Below are 22,848 nucleotides of genomic sequence, written 5' to 3'. Positions count from 1 at the left end.
CATGAACATCATTTGGTTGGGCCATGGCAGCTTTCGCATTGAAGCCGAAGGTCAGGTGCTGCTGGTCGACCCATGGCTGACCGGCAACCCGTCTCTGCCCGAGGATCAGCATGATGCAGCCGTCGAAGGTGCCACGCATATCCTTCTGACCCACACGCATTTCGACCATGTCGTCGACATCCTGCCTTTGGCCAAACACCTGAAGGTGCCGGTGGTCGGTCAGTACGACCTCATGGGTTATTGGGCCGAGGCCGAAGGGATCGAGACCATCGGCTTCAACAAAGGCGGAACTGTCAATCTGAACGGCATCAAGGTCACGATGGTACCTGCCTCGCACAGCTCGACCTTTTCGACCCCGGACGGGCTGCGCACCGGCGGCAGTGAGGTCGGATTCATGATCGCAGCCGAGGGGCGCATGCTCTATGTCTCGGGTGATACCGATGTAATGGCGGATATGGATTGGATGGGGGATTACTACAAACCCGATATCGGCATTCTGTCCGCGGGCGGACATTTCACAATGGATATGAAAGCCACCGCCTATGCCGCCAAACGGTACTTTGATTTCAAAACGGTGATTCCCTGCCACTACAAAACCTTCCCCATTCTTGAGCAATCCGCGCAGACACTGATCGACGGCCTGCCCGGTGTGGACGTGATCGAACCTGAAGTCATGAAAGCGATCTCTCTTTGATGCCCGCGTCAGATTTTAGCGCGCAGGAATACGCGGACCGTCTGAGCAAAACCCGCTCGGCGATGACCGCGCGCGGGATTGAGACCCTACTGGTCACCGATCCGTCCAACATGGCTTGGCTCACCGGGTATGACGGCTGGAGCTTCTACGTCCCGCAGATGGTGATCCTGCCTGCACAAGGCGCGCCGCTTTGGTGGGGACGCACGCAGGACAAGGCCGGTGCCGCGCAGACCACCTGGCTTGACCGGTCCGACTTGTTGGACTGGCCGGAAGAGCACGTTCAGCATCCCGACCACCATCCGGTCGACGCTTTGGTTCTCGCGCTGCGCGACCGGGACTGGACCCGGGGGCTGGGCGTCGAGATGGACAATTACTACTACTCCGCCGCCAGCCACCGTATTCTTGAGCGTGCCTTCGGTGAAATGATCGACGCCACGGGTCTGGTGAACTGGCAGCGTGCGGTCAAAAGCGACGCCGAGATCGACATGATGCGCAAGGCCGGCCAGTTGACCGCGCATATGCATGGGGTGCTGCGCGATGCGTTTCGCGAAGGCCTGCCCAAGAACCAACTTGTCGCCCAAGTGCAGGCCGCAGGAATTGCTGGCCTGCCCGATTTGGCGGGCGACTACCCTGCCATTGTACCAATCGCACCCTCGGGGCGCGAGGCCTCGGCCTCGCATATCACCTGGAATGACAGGCCTTTGGCGCGCGGAGAGGCCACCTATTTCGAAATCTCAGGATGCTACCGACGCTATCACTGCCCCGCCAGCCGCAGCCTGTTTCTGGGCGATCCCCCGGATGACATCCGCCGGGCCGAAACGGCGGTTCTGACGGCGATTGAGGCCACTCTAGCAGCCGCCCGCCCCGGCACAACTTGCGAGGAAATCGCCAACTGCGTCTATGACAGTTTCGCCCGCGCCGGATATGAAAAGGCCAACCGTACAGGTTACCCGATCGGCCTCAGCTACCCGCCCGATTGGGGAGAACGCACGATGAGCCTGCGCCCCGGCGACACCACGGTCTTGCAGGAAAACATGACGTTTCACCTGATGCCGGGGTTGTGGACTCCGGACTGGGGCTTGGCGATAACCGAGAGCTTTGTGGTGACGCCGGAGGGCGGCCAACCGCTGGCCGATATCCCGCGTGAGATGGTAGTTAAATCCTAATCGCGTTGGCTCGCGAAAAAGCGCCTGAGCAGGTCGGCAGCTTCGTCAGCGGCGATGCCATCATAAACCTCGGGCTTGTGATGAGCCTGCGGGTGCGCAAACACCCGTGCGCCATGCGCGACGCCACCGGATTTCGGATCGGACGCGCCGTAGTAGATGCGGCGTATGCGTGCTGCCGCCAAAGCCGCTGCGCACATCGCGCAAGGCTCCAACGTCACATAAAGGTCATGATCGGGCAGCCTTTCCGAGCCTGCCTCGGCACAGGCGGCGCGCAGCACCAATACCTCGGCATGAGCGGTCGGATCGTTCAGCTCACGCGTCCGATTCCCGGCGGAGGATACGACACGGCCATCTGGCGCGACGATCACCGCCCCGACGGGAACCTCCCCTCGTTCGGCGGCCGCGCGGGCCTCGGCCAGCGCCTTTTCCATATGTGATTTGAACACCATGCCCCTGACTGCCTCAGAAACCTGCCTTTCGCAAGCGGGCGGGATGGGGTATGGCCCTGCCATGAGCAACACCCCTCCTCCCGGCGACCGGATCGCCAAAGTCCTGGCCCGTGCTGGCGTTGCCTCGCGGCGCGAGGCTGAGCGCATGATCGAAGCAGGCCGCGTCAGTGTGAACGGCAAGGCGATCAAAAGCCCTGCCCTGAACGTGACCGGCAAAGACAGGATCACCGTCGACGGCAAACCGGTGTCGGAACCCGAACCCTCGCGACTTTGGCTGTACCACAAGCCGACCGGTCTGGTGACCACGACCAAGGATGAAAAAGGTCGCGCGACGATCTTTGACGAATTGCCCGAAGGCATGCCTCGGGTCATGTCCGTTGGCCGGTTGGACCTGAATTCCGAAGGGCTGTTGCTGCTGACCAATGATGGCGGCATCAAACGCAAGTTGGAGCTACCCTCAACGGGTTGGCTACGGAAATACCGCGTGCGGGTGAATGGACGCCCCAAGGACGAAGACTTCGCCCCCCTGCGCAAAGGTCTTGTGATCGAGGGCGAGAGGTTTCAGCCCATGACCGTCTCGCTTGATCGTCAGCAGGGCGCAAATGCCTGGCTGACCATCGGCTTGCGCGAAGGCAAAAACCGTGAGATCCGCCGCGCGATCGAGGATATCGGCTTTACCGTGAACCGCTTGCTGCGTGTGTCATACGGGCCGTTCCAACTGGGCGACCTGAAACCGGGTGAGGTTGAAGAGGTCCGCCGCCGCGTGATGCGCGATCAGCTGGGTCTGGATGGGGATGAAAAGCCCGAAGGAACGGCGAAACGCGCGACCCGACCGCAGCGAAAACGCCCTCCGATCGGCAAGAAACCCCGCAAGTGATGCGGGTTTGACAACCTTCCCCCTAGCGCCAAGCCCTCGTATCCCCTAAATTTTCTGTGAGTGCTGCTATTTGGGGGGCTGAATGTCCGGGAGCGGAGTGCAAAAACTGGCCTATGCGGCCCTTCTGGTGCTGCTATTTGGCGTCTGCACCGGCCTGCTTGGGGGTCTGTAGCCATGGCCAAACGGTTTGGCGGCAAATACAGCCCTCAGGGTCAGGAATCGTCAGATAGCCCGCTGCCGCGCGGCCAGTTTGACAATGCTCGGGTCGAGCCTGCAGGCGCGCGGGCAAACATCCTGTTCATTCCCGCGATCCCTCTGGTCTTTTTATCGCTGAATGACGGCGCGATTGGCATGACCATGGGCCTTGTTGCCGCCGGCATTCTGACAGCCGCCGCGTTTTTGCTGCGCGAAGGGTTGCGGGCCGAGGCCGCTTATAACGCCCGCAAAACCGCGCGTCGCCCAGCCTTCCCTCGTAAGATCTTCGCAAGCGTTCTGACCGGGCTTGGGGCAGCGCTCGCGTCCTACCGTACGGAGTTTCTGGACGCTGAGACCGCGGCGCAAGCAAGCCTTGTAGCCCCGATCCTGTTTGGCGCCGCCGCCGCTACCTTACATTCCGTATCCTTCGGCTTGGACCCCATGAAAAACAAGGGGATGGAGGGTGTCGACACGTTCCAGCAAGACCGTGTCGCTCGCGTTGTCGATGATGCCGAAAAGCATCTGGCCGAGATGACGGATGCGATCAAACGCGCCGGAGATCGACGGATCGAGGCGCGTGTCGAACGGTTTCAGGACACCGCCCGCGATCTGTTCCGTACGGTCGAAGAAGATCCGCGCGATCTGGCGGGCGCACGGAAGTACCTGACCGTCTATCTGCAGGGCGCACGTGATGCGACGGTCAAGTTCGCGGATGTCTACGCCCGCACCCGCGACGGAGAGGCCTTGGCAGATTACTCTGCCCTATTGGATGATCTGGAACAGAATTTCGCCGCGCGTACGCGCAAAATGTTATTGGATGACCGTAGTGATTTGACGGTCGAAATCGACGTGCTGCGTGAAAGACTGCAGCGCGAAGGCGTCCGGCTGGACTGACCGGCCCTTTATATTTGAGCGAGGAACTCCCCTATGTCCGACGAGATCAAGAACAAAGCGGTTGAGGCCGAAACACTGGTACAAGAGGTGACCGCCGTGGCCTTGCCCGAACCGCAGGCCGAGGTCGTCTCGCTTGAAGAGGCCGATGAACCCGTCAGCGCCGAGATCCGCAAGCGCATGGATGAGATCGACATGGGCAACACCAATTCGATCGTCGCCTTCGGCTCATCCGCGCAGGCCGAATTGCAAGAGATCAGCCAAGCCATGCTGGCGGATGTGCGCAACAAGGATGTTGGCCCTGCAGGTGACAGCCTGCGCAACATCGTCACCACGATCCGGGGGTTCTCGGTCAGTGAACTGGACGTGCGGCGCGAACGCAGCTGGTGGGAGAAATTGTTGGGCCGCGCCGCACCCTTCGCCAAGTTCACCGCGCAATACGAAGAGGTTCAGGGCCAGATCGACCGTATCACAGACGATTTGCTTTCTCACGAACACACTCTGTTGAAAGACATCAAATCGCTGGACCTGCTCTATGAAAAGACGCTGGGGTTCTATGATGAACTGGCGCTCTATATCGCTGCGGGCGAGGAAAAGCTGACCGAGCTGGACAGCCACGACATCCCCGAGAAAGAGGCAGAGGTTCAGGCAGCGCCCGAAGACCAACAGGTCATGAAAGCGCAGGAGCTGCGTGACATGCGCGCCGCGCGCGACGATCTGGAACGCCGGGTGCATGACCTGAAACTGACCCGGCAGGTGACGATGCAATCGCTACCCTCAATCCGGTTGGTGCAGGAAAACGACAAGTCTCTGGTCACGAAGATCAACTCGACCTTGGTCAACACGGTTCCCCTGTGGGAAACCCAATTGGCGCAGGCCGTCACCATCCAACGCAGCGCCGAAGCCGCCGCTGCCGTGCGCGACGCCAATGATCTGACCAACGAGCTGCTGACCTCAAACGCGGCAAACCTGCGCGAGTCGAACAAGATGATCCGCGAAGAGATGGAGCGTGGCGTGTTCGACATCGAAGCCGTCAAACAGGCCAACGCTGATCTGATCGGCACGATCAATGAAAGCCTGGCGATCGCGGACGAAGGCAAAGCCAAACGTGCTGCCGCCGAGCAGGAACTTCAGAAGATGGAGGCCGAATTGCGCGACACGTTGGCAGCTGCCAAGGCACGGCGTGACGGGACCGGCGACAATGCCGGAACGGCTGTTCCGGGATAAGGTGGGCTGGGCGTGCGGCCTTTGACCTGTCTCAAAACGGGCCTTGGTTTTCTGGGGCTTCTAGCGCTTGCGGGGTGCGATGAGGCGCTGACCTCTTCGGTCGTTCCTCAGGTGCGACCTTCGGCCCCGCCGACTGCGGCCAACGCCTATGTGCCACCTTCTGCCGCCAGTCAGGACCTCGCGCGGTTCTATCAACGGATCGAACGGGACCTGCTGACCCGCGGCCTGCTGCGCACCGATGGGGGCGGACCAGACACCCCTTATGACGCCGACGACCTGAGCCGGAACTTTGAGGCCATCGCCTTCTACAGCGAATATCCTGATCACACTGTCTCGCTCGGGTCGCGGCAGACGGATGGGCAACTCAGCCGCTGGTCGGGACCCGTTCGCATCCAGACCGAGTTCGGACCCTCGGTCCTGCCCGCAACTCGCACCAGTGACGCGGATCAGGTGCAGTCCTATGCCGCAAGGCTGGCCAAACTGACTGGCCATCCGATTTCGACCGTTAGTCGCAAAGCCAATTTCCACGTGTTTTTCGCCGGCAAGGATGACAGCGCTTATGTTGTCACGCGCCTCAAGGAACTGGTGCCCAACATCAGTCAAGCCTCTCTTGATTTAGTTGCCAACCCGCGCGCGAGTTTTGACTGTTTTGTGTTTGCTTCGGCCACCCGCAACGACCCGAACAAATACGTGCGTGCGGTGACGCTGATCCGGTCGGAACTGCCCGATCTGGTGCGGCGCAGCTGCATTCACGAAGAGATCGCGCAAGGGCTGGGCCTGTCCAATGACAGCCCCGCCGCGCGGCCCTCGATCTTCAACGATGATGACGAGTTTGCTCTGCTGACAAGTCATGATGAGAAACTACTGACAATGCTCTACGATCCGCGTCTTTCGCCCGGAGTGACGGTCGATCAGGCCCGCCCTGTGGTGCGGATCATTGCGCGTGAATTGATGGGGCAGCCGCTTTGACCCCAAGGACAGGAGAACCCAAATGGGAATTTTCGATTTTCTGACCGGAGAATTTATCGACGTTATTCACTGGGTCGATGACACCCGAGACACCATGGTCTGGCGGTTCGAACGCGAAGGGCACGAGATCAAGTATGGTGCCAAGCTGACCGTTCGCGAAGGCCAGGCAGCGGTGTTTGTGCATGAAGGGCAGTTGGCGGATGTATTCACACCAGGTCTCTATATGCTTGAGACCAATAACATGCCGATCCTGACAACCCTGCAGCATTGGGATCACGGCTTTCAATCTCCGTTCAAGTCTGAGATCTATTTCGTTAACACGACGCGGTTCAATGATCTGAAATGGGGCACCAAGAACCCGATCATGCTGCGCGACCCGGAATTCGGACCGACCCGCATTCGGGCCTATGGCACCTATACGGTACGGGTGAAAGACCCGGCAAAATTTCTGGTCGAGATCGTCGGAACCGATGGTGAGTTTACAATGGACGAGATCAGCTTTCAGGTCCGCAACATCATCGTGCAAGAGTTCAGCCGCGTGATCGCCGGATCCGGTATTCCGGTTCTCGACATGGCGGCGAATACGGCCGATCTGGGCAAACTGATCGCAGCCGAAGTCTCGCCCGTGTTGGATGGCTATGGGCTGGAGATGCCCGAGTTCTACATCGAAAACATCTCGCTTCCGCCTGCGGTAGAGGCTGCATTGGACAAGCGTACCTCAATGGGGCTGGCGGGTGATCTGGGCAAGTTCACCCAGTATTCCGCCGCGGAGGCGATGACCGCCGCGGCCAACAACCCCGGTCAGGGCGGCGGCATGGGTGCCGGTCTTGGCATGGGAATGGGCATGGCGATGGCCAATCAGATGGCGAACATGGCAGCGGGCCAACCGAGCGGCCCGTGGGGATCGCCCGCCCCCGCTGCCCCGCAAACATCCGCGCATGCGGCCCCGCCGCCTCCTCCGCCCGTTGAGCATGTATGGCATATCGCGGTGGACGGACAGACCAGCGGGCCGTTCTCGAAGGCCAAGATGGGGCGTATGGCTTCGGACGGGGAACTGACACGTGAGACACATGTCTGGACTGCAGGTCAGGACGGCTGGAAAAAAGCGGGTGAGGTGCAGGAATTGGCGCAGCTGTTCACGATCCTGCCTCCACCCCCGCCGGGCGCGTAAGCGATAGCAGGCGGGCAGATGACTGAAGAACACCGCTTTCCCTGCGACCAGTGCGGCGCGGATTACCGGTTCAATCCCGGCGATGGCACATTGACCTGTGACCACTGCGGCCATTCAGAACCCATTGGCTCAGGCCCTTGGGGCGGCGCGAGCCTACGCGAGTTGGATTTTGACGCCGCCATCGCAGACCGCCTTCCGGACAGCGAAATTGAGGAAACGCGGGTTCTGTCCTGCCCGAACTGTGCCGCTCAGGTCGAGTTCGACCCGAATACCCACGCAGCAGAATGTCCGTTCTGCGCCACTCCGGTGGTGACGGATACGGGCATCAACCGGCATATCAAACCCAAGGGTGTTTTGCCCTTTGCGCTGGATGAACGGTCGGCCCACAAGGCGATGGGGGATTGGCTGGGTCGGCTTTGGTTCGCGCCGAACGGGCTGAAGGACTATGCGCGCAAGGGCCGAAAAATGCAGGGCATTTACGTGCCCTACTGGACCTTCGACGCGGACACCAAATCCAGCTATCGCGGGGAGCGCGGCACCGTTTACTATGAAACGCGCACTGTTATGCGCGACGGGAAGCGAGTGCAGCAACAGGTAGCCAAAGTGCGCTGGAGTCCAAAATCCGGTCGCGTCGCGCGGTTCTTTGATGACGTTCTGGTGTTGGCGTCACGCTCTCTGCCCAAGAAATATACAGACGCGTTGGAGCCCTGGGATCTGCCCGCACTTGAACCCTACCAGCCGCAATACCTGGCGGGGTTCCGGGCCGAGGCTTATTCGGTCGAGTTGCCCGATGGGTATTCCGAGGCGCGGGCACATATGATGCGCGTGATCGAGCGTGACGTGCGCTTTGACATTGGCGGCGATCGACAGCGTATTCATGCGGTGGACACTGATGTGCGCGATGTGACGTTCAAGCATATCCTGCTGCCCATCTGGATGGCTGCCTATAAGTATCGCGGGCAAACCTATCGGTTTGTGGTCAACGGGCGCACTGGCCGGGTGCAGGGGGAACGACCGTGGTCTGCGATCAAGATAACCATTGCGGTGGTCCTCGGCCTGCTGGTGGCGGCAGGCGTGGGGTACGTGATGGCGACGTCGCAGGGGTGAGCCCAGCAAAATCACACAGGCAGACGTTTTCCCGACTACGCGCAAGACGCTGGATGACAAGCGGGCCTCCGGCGGCTAAACCGACTGCTGAACGCATGCGATTTGGGGAGAGCGATGCGCGCAGTCTTACAACGGATCTCTAGAGCGTCAGTCTCGGTGGATGGCGCTGTTGTCGGTCAATCGGGACCGGGCCTGATGATTCTCGTATGCGCGATGCAGGGCGACAGCGAAGAGAATGCCTCGAAACTTGCTGCGAAAATCTCCAAGCTGCGCATCTTCAAGGATGACGCAGGTAAAATGAACCGTTCTGTTGTGGACATTGGCGGCTCGGCCTTGGTTGTCAGCCAGTTCACTCTTGCCGCAGATACGGCCAGCGGTAACCGCCCCGGCTTCTCGCAGGCCGCTGCGCCGGATATCGGAAAACACCTTTATGAAACCTTTGCCAAAGACCTCAACGCGTGCGGAATCGCGGTTGAGACAGGGCAATTTGGGGCCGACATGGCCGTTGAGCTGGTCAATGATGGGCCAGTGACAATCTGGATGGAGAACTAATGACCCGCGCTGAACAGGCAATCGCACTCTGGCAAGCCGGAGTCGCGGCGGTAGACGGATACACGGCGACCCGCAAAGCACTCTCCGATGTTGCAAAACCGGATCGGATATTGGCCGTGGGCAAACCCGCAGCGGCAATGGCCCGAGCGGCATTGGATCATTTCGGAGACATCCCAACGCTGGTGGTCACCAAGGACGATCACGGGCGCGACTTGCCGGAGGGCGTTGAGGTAATCGAGGCGTCTCATCCCGTCCCGGACGGCCGCAGCCTGGCAGGCGGCAGGGCGCTACGGCTTGCGGTCGAGGCCATGCCACCCGAGGCGCATTTGCTGCTGTTGGTGTCGGGCGGCGCATCCTCGCTGGCTGAAGATTTGATAGGTGGAAAAACGCTTGAGGATCTGGCGGCGTTGAACAAAAAGCTACTGTCCGAGGGACTTGATATCGGGGCGATGAATGCGGAACGACGCAAGATCTCAAAGGTCAAAGGCGGAGGATTGCTGTCCCGGCTCAAAGGCAGACAGGTCACGGTTCTAGCGATCTCGGACGTGCCGGGGGATGACCTGAAAGTTATCGGCTCGGGTATCGGTGCGCTGCCTGAACAGGTCTCCTACGAGGCCGAAGCGCAGATCATTGCCTCGAACGCCCATGCCCGTGCGGCGGCCGCCGAAGCGGCCGAGGATGCGGGTCTGTCGGTGCTGGCCAATGAAGAGGCCTTGCATGACGATTATCAGGCTGTAGCCAAAGCGCTCGGTGAGAAGCTGCGGCAGATGGGATCAGGCGTCATGGTTTTCGGCGGCGAGCCGACTGTTGTGCTGCCCCCAAACCCCGGACAGGGTGGGCGCAATCAGGCTTTGGCACTGGCACTGGCGCACGAGATTTCCGGCCTTGAAGATATCACGGTCGTGGTCGGAGGAACCGACGGAACGGATGGCCCAACCAACGCAGCAGGCGGGGTTGTTTCTGGCGCCACCTGGGCCAAAGGCGCGGATGAAGCGCTGGCCGCCGCCGATAGTGGCGCCTTCCTGGAAAACGCAGGCGCTTTGCTGGTGACTGGGCCGACAGGAACCAATGTCATGGACCTGATTGTCGCAATTCGGGATTAGAATGACGTATTCTCCCGATACCGACCAAAGCAACCAATAGATCATTTTCGACATAGCGGAGGACGCTAAGACAGGGCGCTATGACGGCTTTGATAAACACGGTATTGTCAGGCAAGGCACATTTGCGACACGGAATTCCACTTGCCCGACCCGCTGAAATGCGTCAACGTTGACTCACGCGTCAATAAAAAGCCCGAAAACGGGCGAACACAACCAACTGGGAGCTTCTGAATGAACGAACAACTCACTCACATGTCCAAACAGGTGACGGCAGGCAAACTGACCCGTCGCGAGTTCATGGGCAAAGCCGCCGCTCTTGGCGTTTCGGCAGCCATGGCCAGCACGATGTTTGCCGACGCGGCCCGTGCAGCCGGCCCGAAAAAGGGTGGCGATCTGAAATTTGGCCTGCAGGGCGGCGAATCGACCAACTCGCTTGACCCGGCGACCTATGCAAGCTCGGTTCCGTTCCAGAACGGCAAACAATTTGGCGACCAACTGGTCGAAGTTGCACCCGACGGCACGATCGAACCACGCCTTGCCGAAAGCGTCGAAGGCAGTGCGGATGCCAAGGTCTGGACCTTCAAGCTGCGTCAGGGGGTCGAGTTCCACAACGGCAAGACCATGACCAGCGAAGACGTGCTGAAAACGATGCAGCGCCACTCGAACGAAGACTCCAAGTCCGGTGCATTGGGCATCATGAAGGGCATCGAGTCGATGAAGGCCGATGGCGACAACTTCCAGGTCACCCTGTCCGAGCCCAACGCCGACCTGCCCTATCTGATGGCCGATTATCACCTGATCATTCAGCCGGATGGCGGTATGGAGAACCCGGCAGCCGGTATCGGCACAGGTCCCTACAAGCTGGAAGTTGATGAGCCCGGCGTCCGCCACCTGTTCACCAAGAACGAAAACCACTGGAACAGCGATTTCGGCAACTTCGACAGCGTCGAAGTGGTCGTCATCAACGACGCAACTGCCCGGACAGCTGCGCTGCAATCGGGTCAGGTTCACGCCGTGAACCGCGTTGAGCCCAAAGTTGCCGACCTGCTGGGCCGCGCACCCAACCTGACTGTTCATTCGACTGCTGGTCGTGGCCACTATGTGTTCATCATGCATTGTGACACGGCTCCGTTCGACAACAACGAACTGCGCACGGCTCTGAAACACGCAATTAACCGCGCGGATCTGGTGGACAAAGTTCTGCGTGGCTATGGCTCGATCGGGAACGACATGCCGATCAACGCGGCCTACCCCCTGTTTGATGAGACCATCGAACAGCGTGAGTTCAGCGTTGAAAAAGCAGCCGAGCACTACAAGAAATCCGGTCACGATGGATCGCCGATCATTCTGCGCGTTGCAGATGGCGCCTTCCCCGGTGCTGTGGATGCGGCGGCGCTGTTCCAACAAACCGCTGCCCAGGCAGGTATCCCACTGGAAATCAAGCGTGAACCCAATGATGGCTATTGGTCGGAAGTGTGGAACGTTCAGCCGTTCTGTGCCTCCTACTGGGGTGGTCGTCCGGTCCAGGACCAGATGTATTCGACTGCTTACCTGTCGAGCGCAGACTGGAACGACACCCGCTTCAAGGTTCAGGCCTTCGACGACTTGCTGTTCGCAGCGCGCGCCGAACTGGACCCCGAGAAACGCAAGGGTATCTACAGTCAGATGGGCCAGATGGTCCGCAACGAAGGCGGACTGATTTGCCCGATGTTCAACGACTTTGTTGAAGGCATCAGCAACCAACTGGACGGTTGGGAATCTGATCCGACTCAAGAGATGATGAACGGCAACATCTCGCGCAAGATGTGGTTCGTGTAACTCGGGCAACGGATAATGCATCCTATCATCAAACTGGTTTCCCAGCGCCTTGCGCTGGGAATCCTATTGCTGCTCGGCGCTTCGGCTCTGATTTTTGGCCTGACCGAAGCCCTTCCCGGAGACGCCGCGCAAGCCGTCCTGGGGCAGTCCGCAACCCCTGAGGCCCTTGCCAACCTACGCGAAGAGATGGGCTTGAACCGCCCGGCCCTAACCCGCTATTTCGAATGGTTGGGGGGCATCGCGCAAGGCGATCTGGGGCAATCCCTCACCAATAAACTTGACATCTCCGAGAGCATCGGAAAACGCCTCGGCAATACATTGTTCCTTGCTTGCGTCGCTGCGATCGTCTCTGTTCCGCTCGCGATCTTCCTGGGCCTTTTGGCCGTTCGGTTCCGCAATCGCTGGCCCGACAAGCTGATCTCGGCGATCACGCTGACAACCGTTTCAATCCCCGAGTTTCTGATCGGCTATGTGGTGATCTACTTTATCTCGGTAAAATTGGGCTGGTTCTCATCCCTGGCGATGATCAACGATTCCATGACCTTCGGGCAGAAGCTGAATGCAATTGCCCTGCCGGCTTTCGTTCTGACGCTGGTGGTTCTGGCGCAAATGATGCGCATGACCCGCGCGGCCATTCTGAACCTCATGCAATCGGCCTATATCGAAACCGCCGAGCTAAAGGGCCTGAGCACCTTTCAGGTCATTGCACGCCATGCCTTCCCCAATGCGATTTCCCCTATCGTGAACGTTGTGATGCTGAACCTAGCCTATCTGGTTGTCGGCGTCGTCGTGGTCGAGGTTGTGTTCGTCTATCCCGGCATGGGGCAATATCTGGTGGATGCGGTGACCAAACGCGACGTGCCCGTCGTGTTGGCCTGTGGCGTTGTATTCGCGGCCGTCTATATCGGCCTGAACATGGTTGCCGATATCGTGTCGATCCTTGCCAATCCAAGACTGAGGCACCCGAAATGATAAAGAATATTCCTCTTTCGGCACTGATTGGCCTCTTGTTCACTGGCGCCTATTTCTTTGTGGCCATCGCGGCCCCTCTAATTGCGCCCTACGGAATGGCAGAAGTTGTCGGCGATGTGTGGGAGCCTGCCAGCGCCGAGCATCTGCTGGGTACGGACAATATCGGGCGAGATCTTCTGACCCGCATGATCTATGGCGGGCGCACGACGATCTTCATCGCTGCCGCCGCAACCTTGCTCAGCTTTCTGACCGGTACATCTCTGGGTTTGCTGGCCGCCGTTCTGGGCGGATGGGCGGATCAGGCACTCAGCCGGACTGTTGACCTGATCATGTCGATCCCGACCCTAATCCTGGCGCTGGTTATTCTGGCCATCGTTCCGGTAACCGTTCCGATCCTGATTCTTGTGATGGGCCTACTGGACGCAACCCGCCCCTATCGACTGTCGCGCTCGGTCGCGGTGGACATCAACGTGATGGACTACGTCGAAGCCGCGAAACTGCGCGGTGAAGGGCGCGCGTGGGTTATCTTCCGGGAAATCCTGCCCAACGCTCTGTCGCCTCTGGTAGCCGAGTTCGGGCTGCGGTTCATCTTCATGGTTCTGTTCATCTCGACCCTGTCCTTCCTGGGCCTGGGCGTGCAGCCGCCGCTGGCGGACTGGGGCGGCATTGTGAAGGAAAACAAGGACGGTATCGTCTATGGCATCGGTGCTGCCCTATGGCCCGCCGTCGCTATCGCGACGCTGGCAATCTCGGTTAACCTTGTGGCTGACTGGGTTCTGAACCGCACCACATCGCTGAAAGGAGGCCGGGGATGAGCGACGATATCCTTCTCAAGGTCCGCGACCTCAAGATCGGCGCGACCGTCTATCCGCCGGGCGAAAAGCCCCATGACATCGAAATCGTGCACGGGGTCAGCTTTGACCTCGAACGCGGCAAGGTGCTGGGGCTGATCGGTGAATCCGGTGCTGGTAAATCCACCATCGGTCTGGCTTCGATGGCCTATGGCCGGGGTGGCGTGAAGATCACCGGTGGCGAGGTCTGGGTAAACGGGCGCGATATCCTCAAGACATCTCATGGAGATATCCGCAAGCTGCGTGGGGGTGAGGTCACCTATGTGTCGCAATCCGCCGCCGCATCGTTCAACCCTGCCAAAAGGATCATGGATCAGGTCGTCGAAGCGGCGGTCGAACAGAAAAAATTCACCCGCAAACAGGCCGAGGCCCGTGCGCGTGAACTCTTCGCCAAGCTGGGCCTGCCCGATCCGGACAATATCGGCAGTCGCTACCCGCACCAGGTTTCCGGTGGTCAGCTGCAACGCTGCATGACCGCACTGGCCTTGTGCCCTGAGCCTGATCTGGTGGTATTCGACGAACCTACCACAGCCTTGGACGTGACCACCCAGATCGACGTTCTGATGGCGATCAAAGAAGCCATTGCAGATACCGGCGTTGCCGCGCTCTACATCACCCACGACCTTGCGGTTGTGGCGCAGGTCAGCGACGACATCATGGTTCTGCGGATGGGCGACACCGTCGAGTACGGCAATACCGATCAGATCATCAACAACCCGCAGGAAGACTATACCAAGGCCCTGGTCTCGGTCCGGTCTATCGAACACGAAGAGAAAAAGCCGACCTCTGAGCCGGTTCTTCAGGTCGACGGTATTACCGCACGCTACAAGGGTCTGAACTTCGATGTTCTGCACAACGTCAATGTTGAGCTTCATCCGGGGCAGACTTTGGCGGTTGTTGGCGAATCCGGCTCGGGTAAGTCCACTTTGGCACGTGTGATCACCGGCCTGCTGCCGGCACGTGAGGGTGAGATCACCTTCAACGGCCGCAAGCTGAGCTCGGATCTGAAGGGGCGTACACGCGAAGACCTGCGTGAGCTGCAGATGATCTATCAGATGGCGGACACGGCGATGAACCCGCGTCAGACAGTCGGCACGATCATCGGCCGCCCGTTGGAGTTCTACTTCAACATGCGCGGAGCGGAGAAACGCAAACGCGTTGTCGAGCTGCTGGATGAGATCGAACTGGGCGAAAAGTTCATCGATCGCTATCCGGCGGAACTATCCGGCGGACAGAAACAGCGTGTCTGTATCGCGCGGTCACTGGCGGCCAAGCCTAAGATGATCATCTGTGATGAGGTCACTTCGGCCCTTGATCCACTCGTAGCTGACGGCATCCTGAAGCTGCTGCTGGACCTGCAGAAGATCGAGGATGTGGCCTATCTGTTCATCACCCATGATCTGGCGACGGTCCGAGCGATCAGCGACAGCATCGCTGTGATGTATCAGGGTCGCGTCGCGCGCTATGGCTCGAAGTCTCAGGTGCTTAGCCCGCCGTTCGATGACTACACCGACCTGCTGCTCAGCTCGGTTCCCGAGATGGAGCTTGGCTGGCTGGAAAAAGTCGTTGCCAACCGCAAGATGGAGGCGGCAGGGAACTGATCCTTGCCCCAACCAACGCTATGAAATCCCGGCACGTGTCACAAACAGGAGTCGGGATTTTGCTATTCGGGGCGGGAATAGGCAGCCCAAGTGCAACGAATCTTTTAGGGTCGCCGGAAACACTCTCGAAAAGGGTCAAAATATGGACCGCAAACTCCTCCTCATCATTTTGGACGGCGTCCCGTGGCGCAACTTCCGCCGGTTGTTCGGCAATCTCGAAGGCTGGGTCGATAGTGGCGAGGCCCGCGTGTGGAAACTCCGCTCGGTCCTGCCGTCGACCTCGGCCAGTTGCTATGCCTCGATCCACACGGGCGTAACCCCGCAGGAACATGGCTGCACCGGCAACGGCAATGTCTTCCGCCTAAGCCACAAGGACGTGTTCAGCCAGGTCCGCGAGGCCGGAGGCGTGACCGGAGCCGTCACCCACAGCTATTGGTCGCAGTTCTTCAACCGCCATCCGTTCGACTATGTGCGCGACGTGGAATACGACGAGCCGGAGAGCCAAACCATCAACCATGGCCGGTTTCACAGCATGACCGGCTATGGCAAGGCCAACCAGATGACGCCCTGTGACGTCGATCTGTTTGCCACGCTGACGAACCTGTGCCTGCGCCATGGGTTGGACTACGGCATTCTGCACACCTGCACCTTGGATAGCATGGGCCATCGCTTCTTCCACGATTGCGAGGAAATGGACCACGCCTGCTTCGTGATGGATGAGATGCTGGCACCCTTCATCCCGAACTGGCGCAAACTCGGCTATGAGGTCATCGTCACCGCCGATCACGGGCAGGACGAACGCGGTCACCACGGCGGGCGCAGCCCGTTGCAACAGGAAACCGCGCTCTACTACTTTGGCGACGCAGAAGGCCCAGAGGCCGATACCGTGATCGACCAGCTACAGCTTGCCCCTACCATCCTAACTCGAATGGGCGCGCCGCTTGCGGACACGATGAAGGCCAAGCCCTTCCTGAGCTGATCAGGACGCTACGCGGGCTCATCCGGCGACAGGAATGTCCTGAACAGGACAGGGCATTCCTTTTCTATACTGGACCCGAGATGGGTTAGTCGTAGGACCAGATCCCCTGCCCCAGCGCCTCAATTGCGATGGAAATCCGTTCAAAACTATCAGCAGCGCGCTTGACCGAGGTTCGGGCGCGCAGATAGCCGTGGACAAGGCCCGGTTCGTTGATCCACTCGGCCCGCCCTCCGGCGGATTGGATCGCAGCGCAATAATCTGATCCATCATCCCTGAGAGGGTCGCAATCGGCGGTGATGACAACAGTTGGTGGCAAGCTCGAGAAGTCGGTATCCTGAAGCGGGGCAAAGGTTGGATCACCGCTCGGGGCTGGCCCTCCGCATCTGACGGTTTCGTAGAACTTAAAATCCTGAAGCGTCAGCAACGGCGCATGCGCGTGTTCGATATACGAGCCTTTGGACGTATCACCGCCCAGCCCGGGGTAGATCAGGACCTGCCCCAAGATGTTCTCTAGCCGACCCCGCGCGTGGTGAGCAACAGATGCGGCCAGATTGCCCCCTGCGCTGTCACCAGCCAGGATCATCGGATCGCCGAACTCTTCCGCCACCCAATTTACCGCGGTCCAACAGTCCTGAAATTGCGCCGGATGCACATGCTCGGGGCACAGGCGATAGTCGACGGCAACAATCCGATATCCGGTCTGTGCGCAAATCTCGGCGCAGACATCGTCGTGGCTATCCAGCCCGCCAACGACGAAACCGCCGCCATGGAAATAGACGACGGTTCGTGTCGGTTGCCCAGCGGTATAAATACGGACCGGCACGCCATTGGCAGACAGGTCCTGCACTTTCACCCCTTCGGGTCGCGGCTGGCGAAAGTCCTGACACATCGCGTCATAGACCTTGCGCTGGTCTTCGATTGACAGATCCACCGCATCGTCAGGATAGCTTTCAGCCGTGCGTCTTATGAACGCCCAAGTTTCCTCATCAATCAGACGTTCATAATCCATGTTCCCTCCCGGTTAGGCTGCCCACTCCCATGGCCGGGTATACGCGCCCAGCACTTTGCTAACATCGTCCTCGGATGTGCCGTTCGCGTCAAGCTGTGCGACAAGGCCACGCTTCTTGTCGTCGATGACCGAGACGACACGGGCATCAACGCCAGCTTGCTCAAGCGCGCCATTGTAGATCCGGGTGATCGCGTGCTTGCGCAGATCAGGTTTGAACACCTTACCAACGGCAGTCTTGGGCAATTCGGTCAGAATTGTCATGTGCTTGGGCTGAGCCGCGCGTTCATGAACATGGACCTTACAGAACTCCATCAACGCCTCTTCGGTCACCGAAGCTCCCTCCACCAGTTCTACGAATGCGCAAGGCACCTCACCGGAATGGGCGTCGGGCTGACCAATGGCACCTGCGAAGGCCACCGCCTCATGCCCCAGCAGCGCCTCTTCGATCTCGGCAGGGTCAATATTATGTCCGCCTCGAATGATCAGGTCCTTGGCACGTCCGGTGATCCAGAGGTACCCGTCCTCGTCAAAACGGCCTAGATCGCCTGTGCGCAGATACTTGTCGTAGTGGTACAGGTTCTCGTTCTTGTCGGTTTCGGTATAAGTATTGCCCGCAAAGACACCGGGGTTCGAAACGCAGATTTCGCCAATCTCATCCACCGCGCATTCCTTTGGACCGTCCTGGCCGTCCTGCAGGATTTTTACATCTGTGTAGGGGAAGGGAATCCCGATCGAGCCGATCTTTTTCTCACCATCCACCGGGTTGCACGAGACAAGGCAGGTGGCCTCGGTCAGGCCGTAGCCTTCGACGATAGTCACGCCTGTTGCCTCCTCGAACCGCCGGAACAGTTCGACCGGCAGCGGGGCTGAGCCGGAGAACGCCGTTTTCACCGAGGAAATATCAGCATCCACGGGTCGTTGCATTTTGGCCGAGATCGCGGTGGGCACGGTGATGATGAAACTTACCTTCCAACGTTCGATCAGCTTCCAGAAATTGTCGAACACGCCATCGCCACGATATCCCTGAGGTGTCGGGAAAATTACATGCGCGCCCGAGGACACGGCCGCCATCCAGATCACATGCACGGCAAAGACGTGGAACATCGGCAGCGGGCACATGATAACGTCGTTTTCGTCAAACAACAGCGTATTGCCCAGCCAGCCATTGTAGATCAGGCCCGAATATTTGTGCTGCGCCACCTTCGGCATGCCAGTCGTGCCGCCTGTGTGGAAGTAGCAGGCCACCCGGTCCTCGGTGCTATCTGCAAAGGTCAGAGTCGTGGGCTGCTTGGCCAATTCCTGATTAAAGTTCTTATAGTCCGCATGCGCGAGCTTTGCCTTGTCGCCCATTTTTGGCCGCAGGAACGGGACGATCCAGGATTTCGGCGGTGTCAGATAGCGGTTCAGGTCAATCTCGAGAATGGTGTTGACCTTGGGCGCATGGCGCACGGCCTCTTCCACCTTCTGCGCCACATCCGTTTTCGGGAAGGACTTGAGCGTGACGACAACCTTGGCACCTGTCTCGCGCAGAATGGCGGCGATCTGCTCCGGCTCGAGCAGCGGGTTGATCGGGTTCACGATGCCAGCGACGGCTCCGCCCATCAGGGTCACTAGCGTCTCGTTACAATTGGGCAAGACATAAGCCACCACGTCGTTTTCGCCGATCCCGAGCGATCGGAACAGGTTGGCCGCCTGATTGACCTGCCCCAGAAGATTGGACCATGTCAGCGTCTCGGCCTTGTCATTCGGACCTGAAAACAGCTGAAAACTGACCGCATTGTGGTTTGGAAATTTCTCTGCCGTGCGCGATAGCAGCTGGTGGAACGTCACCGGCAGGTCGCGGTCCTCCCACGTCATTTCCTGTTCAATTCGCGCTTTGTCTTCCTTGCCAACAAAGGCCATGTGGCTCCTCCCCGTGTTTTATTCTCCCGCGCGCCACACGCGGAGTGATCTTGACACAGATGGGATCACAACCTTGGCGGCGCAAGCAAGGGCTTAGCGAGGGAAAAGTCGAAAATGTAGAATGACGCTACGGCGAAACGGCGATTGCCGGAGCGTCACTTTTCTCAGCAGCGACGCCGTCAGTGAACTGAAGACGGGCCAAACGGGCGTAAAGCCCATCTTGCGCCACCAGATCATCATGCGTGCCTTGGGCGACGATGCGACCGGCCTCCAGCACCACAATGCGGTCCGCCTTTTTCACGGTTGCTAGCCGGTGTGCCACGATCAGGGTCGTGCGTCCGGCGCGCATCTGATCCACCGCGCCCTGCACGGCCCGCTCGCTTTCCGCATCCAGCGCCGAGGTCGCCTCGTCCAGCAACAGAACAGGCGCATCCCGCAAAATGGCGCGGGCAATGGCGATCCGCTGTTTCTGCCCGCCGGACAGCATTACACCCCGTTCTCCAACGAAACTGTCATAGCCTTCAGGCAGTGCCGCGATGAAGTCATGCGCGGCAGCGGCGCGCGCGGCGGCTTCGACCTCCGCGTCCGAGGCATCCAGACGGCCAAAGCGGATATTATCACGAGCCGAGGCGGCAAAAATAACCGGATCCTGCGGGACCAGCGCCATATGCTGGCGGAAATCTGCCCGGTTCAGGTTTTGCAGGTCCATCCCGTCCAGCATCACGCGCCCCGAGTTCGGATCGTAGAACCGCTGGAGCAACTGAACCACAGTTGTTTTTCCCGCGCCCGAGGGGCCAACGAAGGCAACCGTCTCGCCGGGATTGACCTGCAGGCTGAGCTTGTCCAGCGCCACCACATCGGGCCGCGCAGGATAGCGGAAGGTGACCTCTTCGAACTTGATCTCTCCGCGCACCGGTTGCGGCAACGGTTTTGCTTGGGACGGATCGATCACTGTATCTTCGGCATTCAGCAGCTCGACCAACCGTTCAGTGGCCCCTGCTGCGCGCTGAAGCTCGCTCCAGATCTCGGACAGGGCAGCGACAGAGCCTGCCATGATGACGGAATAGATGACGAATTGGATCAGGACCCCTTCGGTCATGACCCCGTTGCGCACGTCATTGGCCCCCATCCACAGCACTCCAACGATGCCTGAGAAGACCAGAAAGATCACGATGACCGTCAGAATGGCCCGCGTCTGGATACGCCGCAGCGACACTACATACGAGGTCTCAGTCATGTCGCCGAATTGCTGGCGGCTTGCGCGTTCGTGGGTGAAAGCCTGCACGGTCTGGACCGCCCCCAGCGCCTCGCCCGCGTTGCCCGATGAGGCCGCGATCCAGTCCTGATTCTCGCGGCTTATGGCTCGGAGCCTGCGGCCCAACACTAGGATAGGCACCACAACGACCGGGATCAGCAGCAGAACCAGCGCTGTCAGCTTGGCCGAGGTCAGCAGCATCAGCACCAGCCCTCCGACAAACATCAACAGGTTGCGCAGTGCAATCGACACGGATGACCCGATTACAGACTGGATCAGCGTCGTGTCGGTGGTGATCCGGCTGAGGACCTCTCCGGTCATGATGCGTTCGTAGAACTCGGGGCTCATGCCAATCACACGGTCAAAGACCGCCTTGCGGATATCGGCGACCACACGCTCTCCCAAACGAGTGACAAGTGCGTAGCGGATGCCTGTGCCCACGGCCAGAATACCGGCAATGCCAAGCGCGGCCAGAAAGTACCAATCCAGCAGCTCTCCGTCCTGAATGCGGAAGTTGTCCACTACGCGGCGCACGGCCAAGGGCAAGGTCAGCGTCATACCAGCCGTCAGGACAAGCGCCAGTGTCGCTCCTAGCATCAACAGGCGATACGGCTTCATGAACGGCCAAAGCGACGCCAAGACGCCCAGCTTTTTCGAGCCGGCTCTTTCTTCGCTGGCGCCCGGCGCGGATGCGGTGGTCGTGCTGGCTGTCTGTCTCGCCATGTGCGGCCCTTATGTGTTCACTTTGTCTTCAATGCGGAGTTGCTGTTTCTTGGCGATACTGGCCCGCAGGGTCAAGAAGCCGCGCGCAAAATGCCCTGAGGACCGGGCCATTTGACGCAGAGATGTAGGGCTGAGGTGGAGCGGGTAGACGGAATCGAACCGACATAGCCTGCTTGGAAGGCAGGGGCTTTACCATTAAGCTATACCCGCTCAATGTTTCGCCTTCCTATGTGATGGCTAAGTGGGCGTCAAGAGCGAACCATCACTTGGGCAAATTGACCCGAAAGAAAGGGTTTTTCGTAGTTTGTGAGGAAGGTGTGAGCAAAGGCGTTCTCTTTGATATCGCAGGTGTTCTGTATCAGGGCGACAAGCCGTTGGCGGGTGCTGCGGAGGCGGTTTCAACCATTCGCGACACAGGACTTCCGGTTCGCTTTCTAACGAATTCAACCCGACGACCGAAGCGTGTTATTCTGGATAAGTTACAAGGCTTCGAAATAGACGCAGAACCCGAAGAAATCCTGACACCCGCTGCGACCGCCTCTGTCTGGCTAGAGCAAAACGGTCTTGCGCCACATCTGCTGATCCATCCGGATCTGGAAGAGGATTTTGCAAAGTGCTCGAAATCTGGCCCCAAAGCGGTCGTCGTTGGAGATGCGGGCCGCTATTTTACGTATGAACGATTGAACGCAGCCTTTCGCCTGATCCAAGACGGCGCTCCCTTTCTTGCATTGGCGTCTAACAGAGTGTTTCGTGACGCAGACGGCGAATTGAGTTTGGATGCCGGCGCTTTCGTCCGGGCGCTTGAATACTCGAGCGGAACAAATGCTCTTCTATTTGGAAAGCCATCGCCAGCGTTTTTCCACTCTGCCGCGCAAAGCATGGGGCTGGAGCCTGCTGAGGTAACAATGATTGGCGATGATGCCGAAAGCGATATCGCGGGCGCTTTGAAGGCGGGCTTGCGCGCGGCCATACTGGTCCGAACCGGAAAATACCAAACTGGCGACAATGCGCGCTATGAACCGCGACCCACTGCAACTGCAGACGGTGTCCGGGCCGCTGTGGAACTTTTCACCCAAGGGCGCGATTGAAAGCACCCGAAGGAGCATTGCACCGATGGGAACCGGCACACACAAACAGATAAGGTCAGTACGGTAAACTTCGGCCCGAACAAGCTTTGATTTCAAACTTGGGTTGGCACACGACCCGCGGCGGGTCAGAACAGTCGAGCAAAATGAGGGCTTCTGCAAGTTCCGCCAGGGGTAAAAGAGGACACTTAAGTTTTACGCGGACGGCACTTGGCAGACCTTCGAAACGAGACTTTGCAAACCCAGAGGTTC

20 protein-coding genes and 1 tRNA gene are annotated in these 22,848 nt (G+C 59.3%); 16 read left to right on the top strand and 5 right to left on the bottom strand.

Going from position 1 to position 22,848, the window contains the following annotated elements; all coding sequences use genetic code 11:
* Window position 1: 1 nt before the first annotated feature.
* The gene (locus tag ACR0J4_RS13155; RefSeq protein ID WP_170643086.1) at window positions 2-694 is read left to right on the top strand and encodes a metal-dependent hydrolase; all 693 of its coding nucleotides are present in this window, start codon (window positions 2-4) and stop codon (window positions 692-694) included.
* Entirely contained in the window at window positions 694-1,860 is a 1,167-nt protein-coding gene (locus ACR0J4_RS13150; protein WP_170747305.1) for a M24 family metallopeptidase, read from the top strand. Before ACR0J4_RS13155 ends, ACR0J4_RS13150 begins: the two co-directional genes overlap by 1 nt.
* Here ACR0J4_RS13150 and ACR0J4_RS13145 read toward each other — a convergent pair.
* Window positions 1,857-2,309 carry a nucleoside deaminase gene (locus tag ACR0J4_RS13145; RefSeq protein ID WP_170643088.1) on the bottom strand — a complete coding sequence of 151 codons (453 nt, stop codon included), beginning with the start codon at window positions 2,307-2,309 and terminating at the stop codon, window positions 1,857-1,859. The two genes, ACR0J4_RS13150 and ACR0J4_RS13145, sit on opposite strands and share 4 nt — an antisense overlap.
* On the opposite strand from ACR0J4_RS13145, the gene ACR0J4_RS13140 reads away from it, so the two are divergent.
* The 13 genes from ACR0J4_RS13140 (at window position 2,308) to ACR0J4_RS13080 (ending at window position 16,622) form a co-directional block, all read left to right on the top strand.
* Window positions 2,308-3,186: a pseudouridine synthase gene (locus ACR0J4_RS13140; protein WP_170643089.1), complete on the top strand. Its 879-nt coding sequence runs from the start codon at window positions 2,308-2,310 to the stop codon at window positions 3,184-3,186. The genes ACR0J4_RS13145 and ACR0J4_RS13140 overlap by 2 nt on opposite strands.
* A 174-nt stretch (window positions 3,187-3,360) precedes the next feature.
* Window positions 3,361-4,275, top strand: coding sequence for a 5-bromo-4-chloroindolyl phosphate hydrolysis family protein (locus tag ACR0J4_RS13135; protein ID WP_170554018.1), 915 nt, complete (start codon window positions 3,361-3,363; stop codon window positions 4,273-4,275).
* Between the two features lie 33 nt (window positions 4,276-4,308).
* Complete coding sequence (locus ACR0J4_RS13130) at window positions 4,309-5,499, top strand: toxic anion resistance protein (protein WP_170374831.1); 1,191 nt, start codon at window positions 4,309-4,311, stop codon at window positions 5,497-5,499.
* Window positions 5,500-5,511: 12 nt separating this feature from the next.
* On the top strand, window positions 5,512-6,468 hold the full coding sequence (locus ACR0J4_RS13125) for a DUF2927 domain-containing protein (RefSeq protein WP_480668692.1): 957 nt from the start codon (window positions 5,512-5,514) through the stop codon (window positions 6,466-6,468).
* A gap of 22 nt (window positions 6,469-6,490) precedes the next feature.
* Window positions 6,491-7,639 (top strand): SPFH domain-containing protein, encoded by a 1,149-nt coding sequence (locus ACR0J4_RS13120; protein WP_170643090.1) that lies wholly within the window; start codon window positions 6,491-6,493, stop codon window positions 7,637-7,639.
* Window positions 7,640-7,657: 18 nt separating this feature from the next.
* Complete coding sequence (locus tag ACR0J4_RS13115) at window positions 7,658-8,746, top strand: TFIIB-type zinc finger domain-containing protein (protein WP_170643091.1); 1,089 nt, start codon at window positions 7,658-7,660, stop codon at window positions 8,744-8,746.
* A gap of 114 nt (window positions 8,747-8,860) precedes the next feature.
* Complete coding sequence (gene dtd, locus ACR0J4_RS13110; RefSeq protein ID WP_170643092.1) at window positions 8,861-9,298, top strand: D-aminoacyl-tRNA deacylase; 438 nt, start codon at window positions 8,861-8,863, stop codon at window positions 9,296-9,298.
* Entirely contained in the window at window positions 9,298-10,401 is a 1,104-nt protein-coding gene (locus ACR0J4_RS13105) for a DUF4147 domain-containing protein (RefSeq protein ID WP_170643093.1), read from the top strand. Before dtd ends, ACR0J4_RS13105 begins: the two co-directional genes overlap by 1 nt.
* A 231-nt stretch (window positions 10,402-10,632) precedes the next feature.
* Window positions 10,633-12,219 carry an ABC transporter substrate-binding protein gene (locus ACR0J4_RS13100; RefSeq protein ID WP_170643094.1) on the top strand — a complete coding sequence of 529 codons (1,587 nt, stop codon included), beginning with the start codon at window positions 10,633-10,635 and terminating at the stop codon, window positions 12,217-12,219.
* A 15-nt stretch (window positions 12,220-12,234) separates the two neighbouring features.
* Window positions 12,235-13,191, top strand: a complete 957-nt coding sequence (locus ACR0J4_RS13095; protein WP_170643095.1) for an ABC transporter permease — start codon at window positions 12,235-12,237, stop codon at window positions 13,189-13,191.
* Entirely contained in the window at window positions 13,191-14,006 is an 816-nt protein-coding gene (locus ACR0J4_RS13090) for an ABC transporter permease (protein WP_170375341.1), read from the top strand. The genes ACR0J4_RS13095 and ACR0J4_RS13090 overlap by 1 nt, the downstream gene beginning before the upstream one ends.
* Entirely contained in the window at window positions 14,003-15,643 is a 1,641-nt protein-coding gene (locus ACR0J4_RS13085) for an ABC transporter ATP-binding protein (protein ID WP_170480338.1), read from the top strand. The genes ACR0J4_RS13090 and ACR0J4_RS13085 overlap by 4 nt, the downstream gene beginning before the upstream one ends.
* A 142-nt stretch (window positions 15,644-15,785) precedes the next feature.
* Window positions 15,786-16,622 carry an alkaline phosphatase family protein gene (locus ACR0J4_RS13080; protein ID WP_170643096.1) on the top strand — a complete coding sequence of 279 codons (837 nt, stop codon included), beginning with the start codon at window positions 15,786-15,788 and terminating at the stop codon, window positions 16,620-16,622.
* Window positions 16,623-16,707: 85 nt separating this feature from the next.
* Here the strand turns inward: ACR0J4_RS13080 and ACR0J4_RS13075 are convergent, their stop codons facing one another.
* The 4 genes from ACR0J4_RS13075 to ACR0J4_RS13060 all read right to left on the bottom strand — a co-directional run bounded on the left by ACR0J4_RS13075 (window position 16,708) and on the right by ACR0J4_RS13060 (window position 21,721).
* A complete protein-coding gene (locus ACR0J4_RS13075; RefSeq protein WP_170643097.1) occupies window positions 16,708-17,631 on the bottom strand; it encodes an alpha/beta hydrolase in 924 nt (307 codons plus the stop codon).
* A gap of 12 nt (window positions 17,632-17,643) precedes the next feature.
* Window positions 17,644-19,533 (bottom strand): acyl-CoA synthetase, encoded by a 1,890-nt coding sequence (locus ACR0J4_RS13070; RefSeq protein WP_170643098.1) that lies wholly within the window; start codon window positions 19,531-19,533, stop codon window positions 17,644-17,646.
* A gap of 127 nt (window positions 19,534-19,660) precedes the next feature.
* Window positions 19,661-21,511, bottom strand: coding sequence for an ABC transporter transmembrane domain-containing protein (locus ACR0J4_RS13065; protein ID WP_170747304.1), 1,851 nt, complete (start codon window positions 21,509-21,511; stop codon window positions 19,661-19,663).
* Window positions 21,512-21,647: 136 nt separating this feature from the next.
* Window positions 21,648-21,721 (bottom strand) — tRNA-Gly (locus ACR0J4_RS13060).
* A gap of 107 nt (window positions 21,722-21,828) precedes the next feature.
* Here ACR0J4_RS13060 and ACR0J4_RS13055 point away from each other — a divergent pair.
* Window positions 21,829-22,599 (top strand): TIGR01458 family HAD-type hydrolase, encoded by a 771-nt coding sequence (locus ACR0J4_RS13055; protein ID WP_480668691.1) that lies wholly within the window; start codon window positions 21,829-21,831, stop codon window positions 22,597-22,599.
* Window positions 22,600-22,848 lie beyond the last annotated feature (249 nt).

It is taken from the genome of Ruegeria sp. B10, from assembly GCF_056539825.1.
Note: the sequence above shows the minus strand (reverse complement) of the source record. Positions and strands in the feature narration are given on the sequence as shown.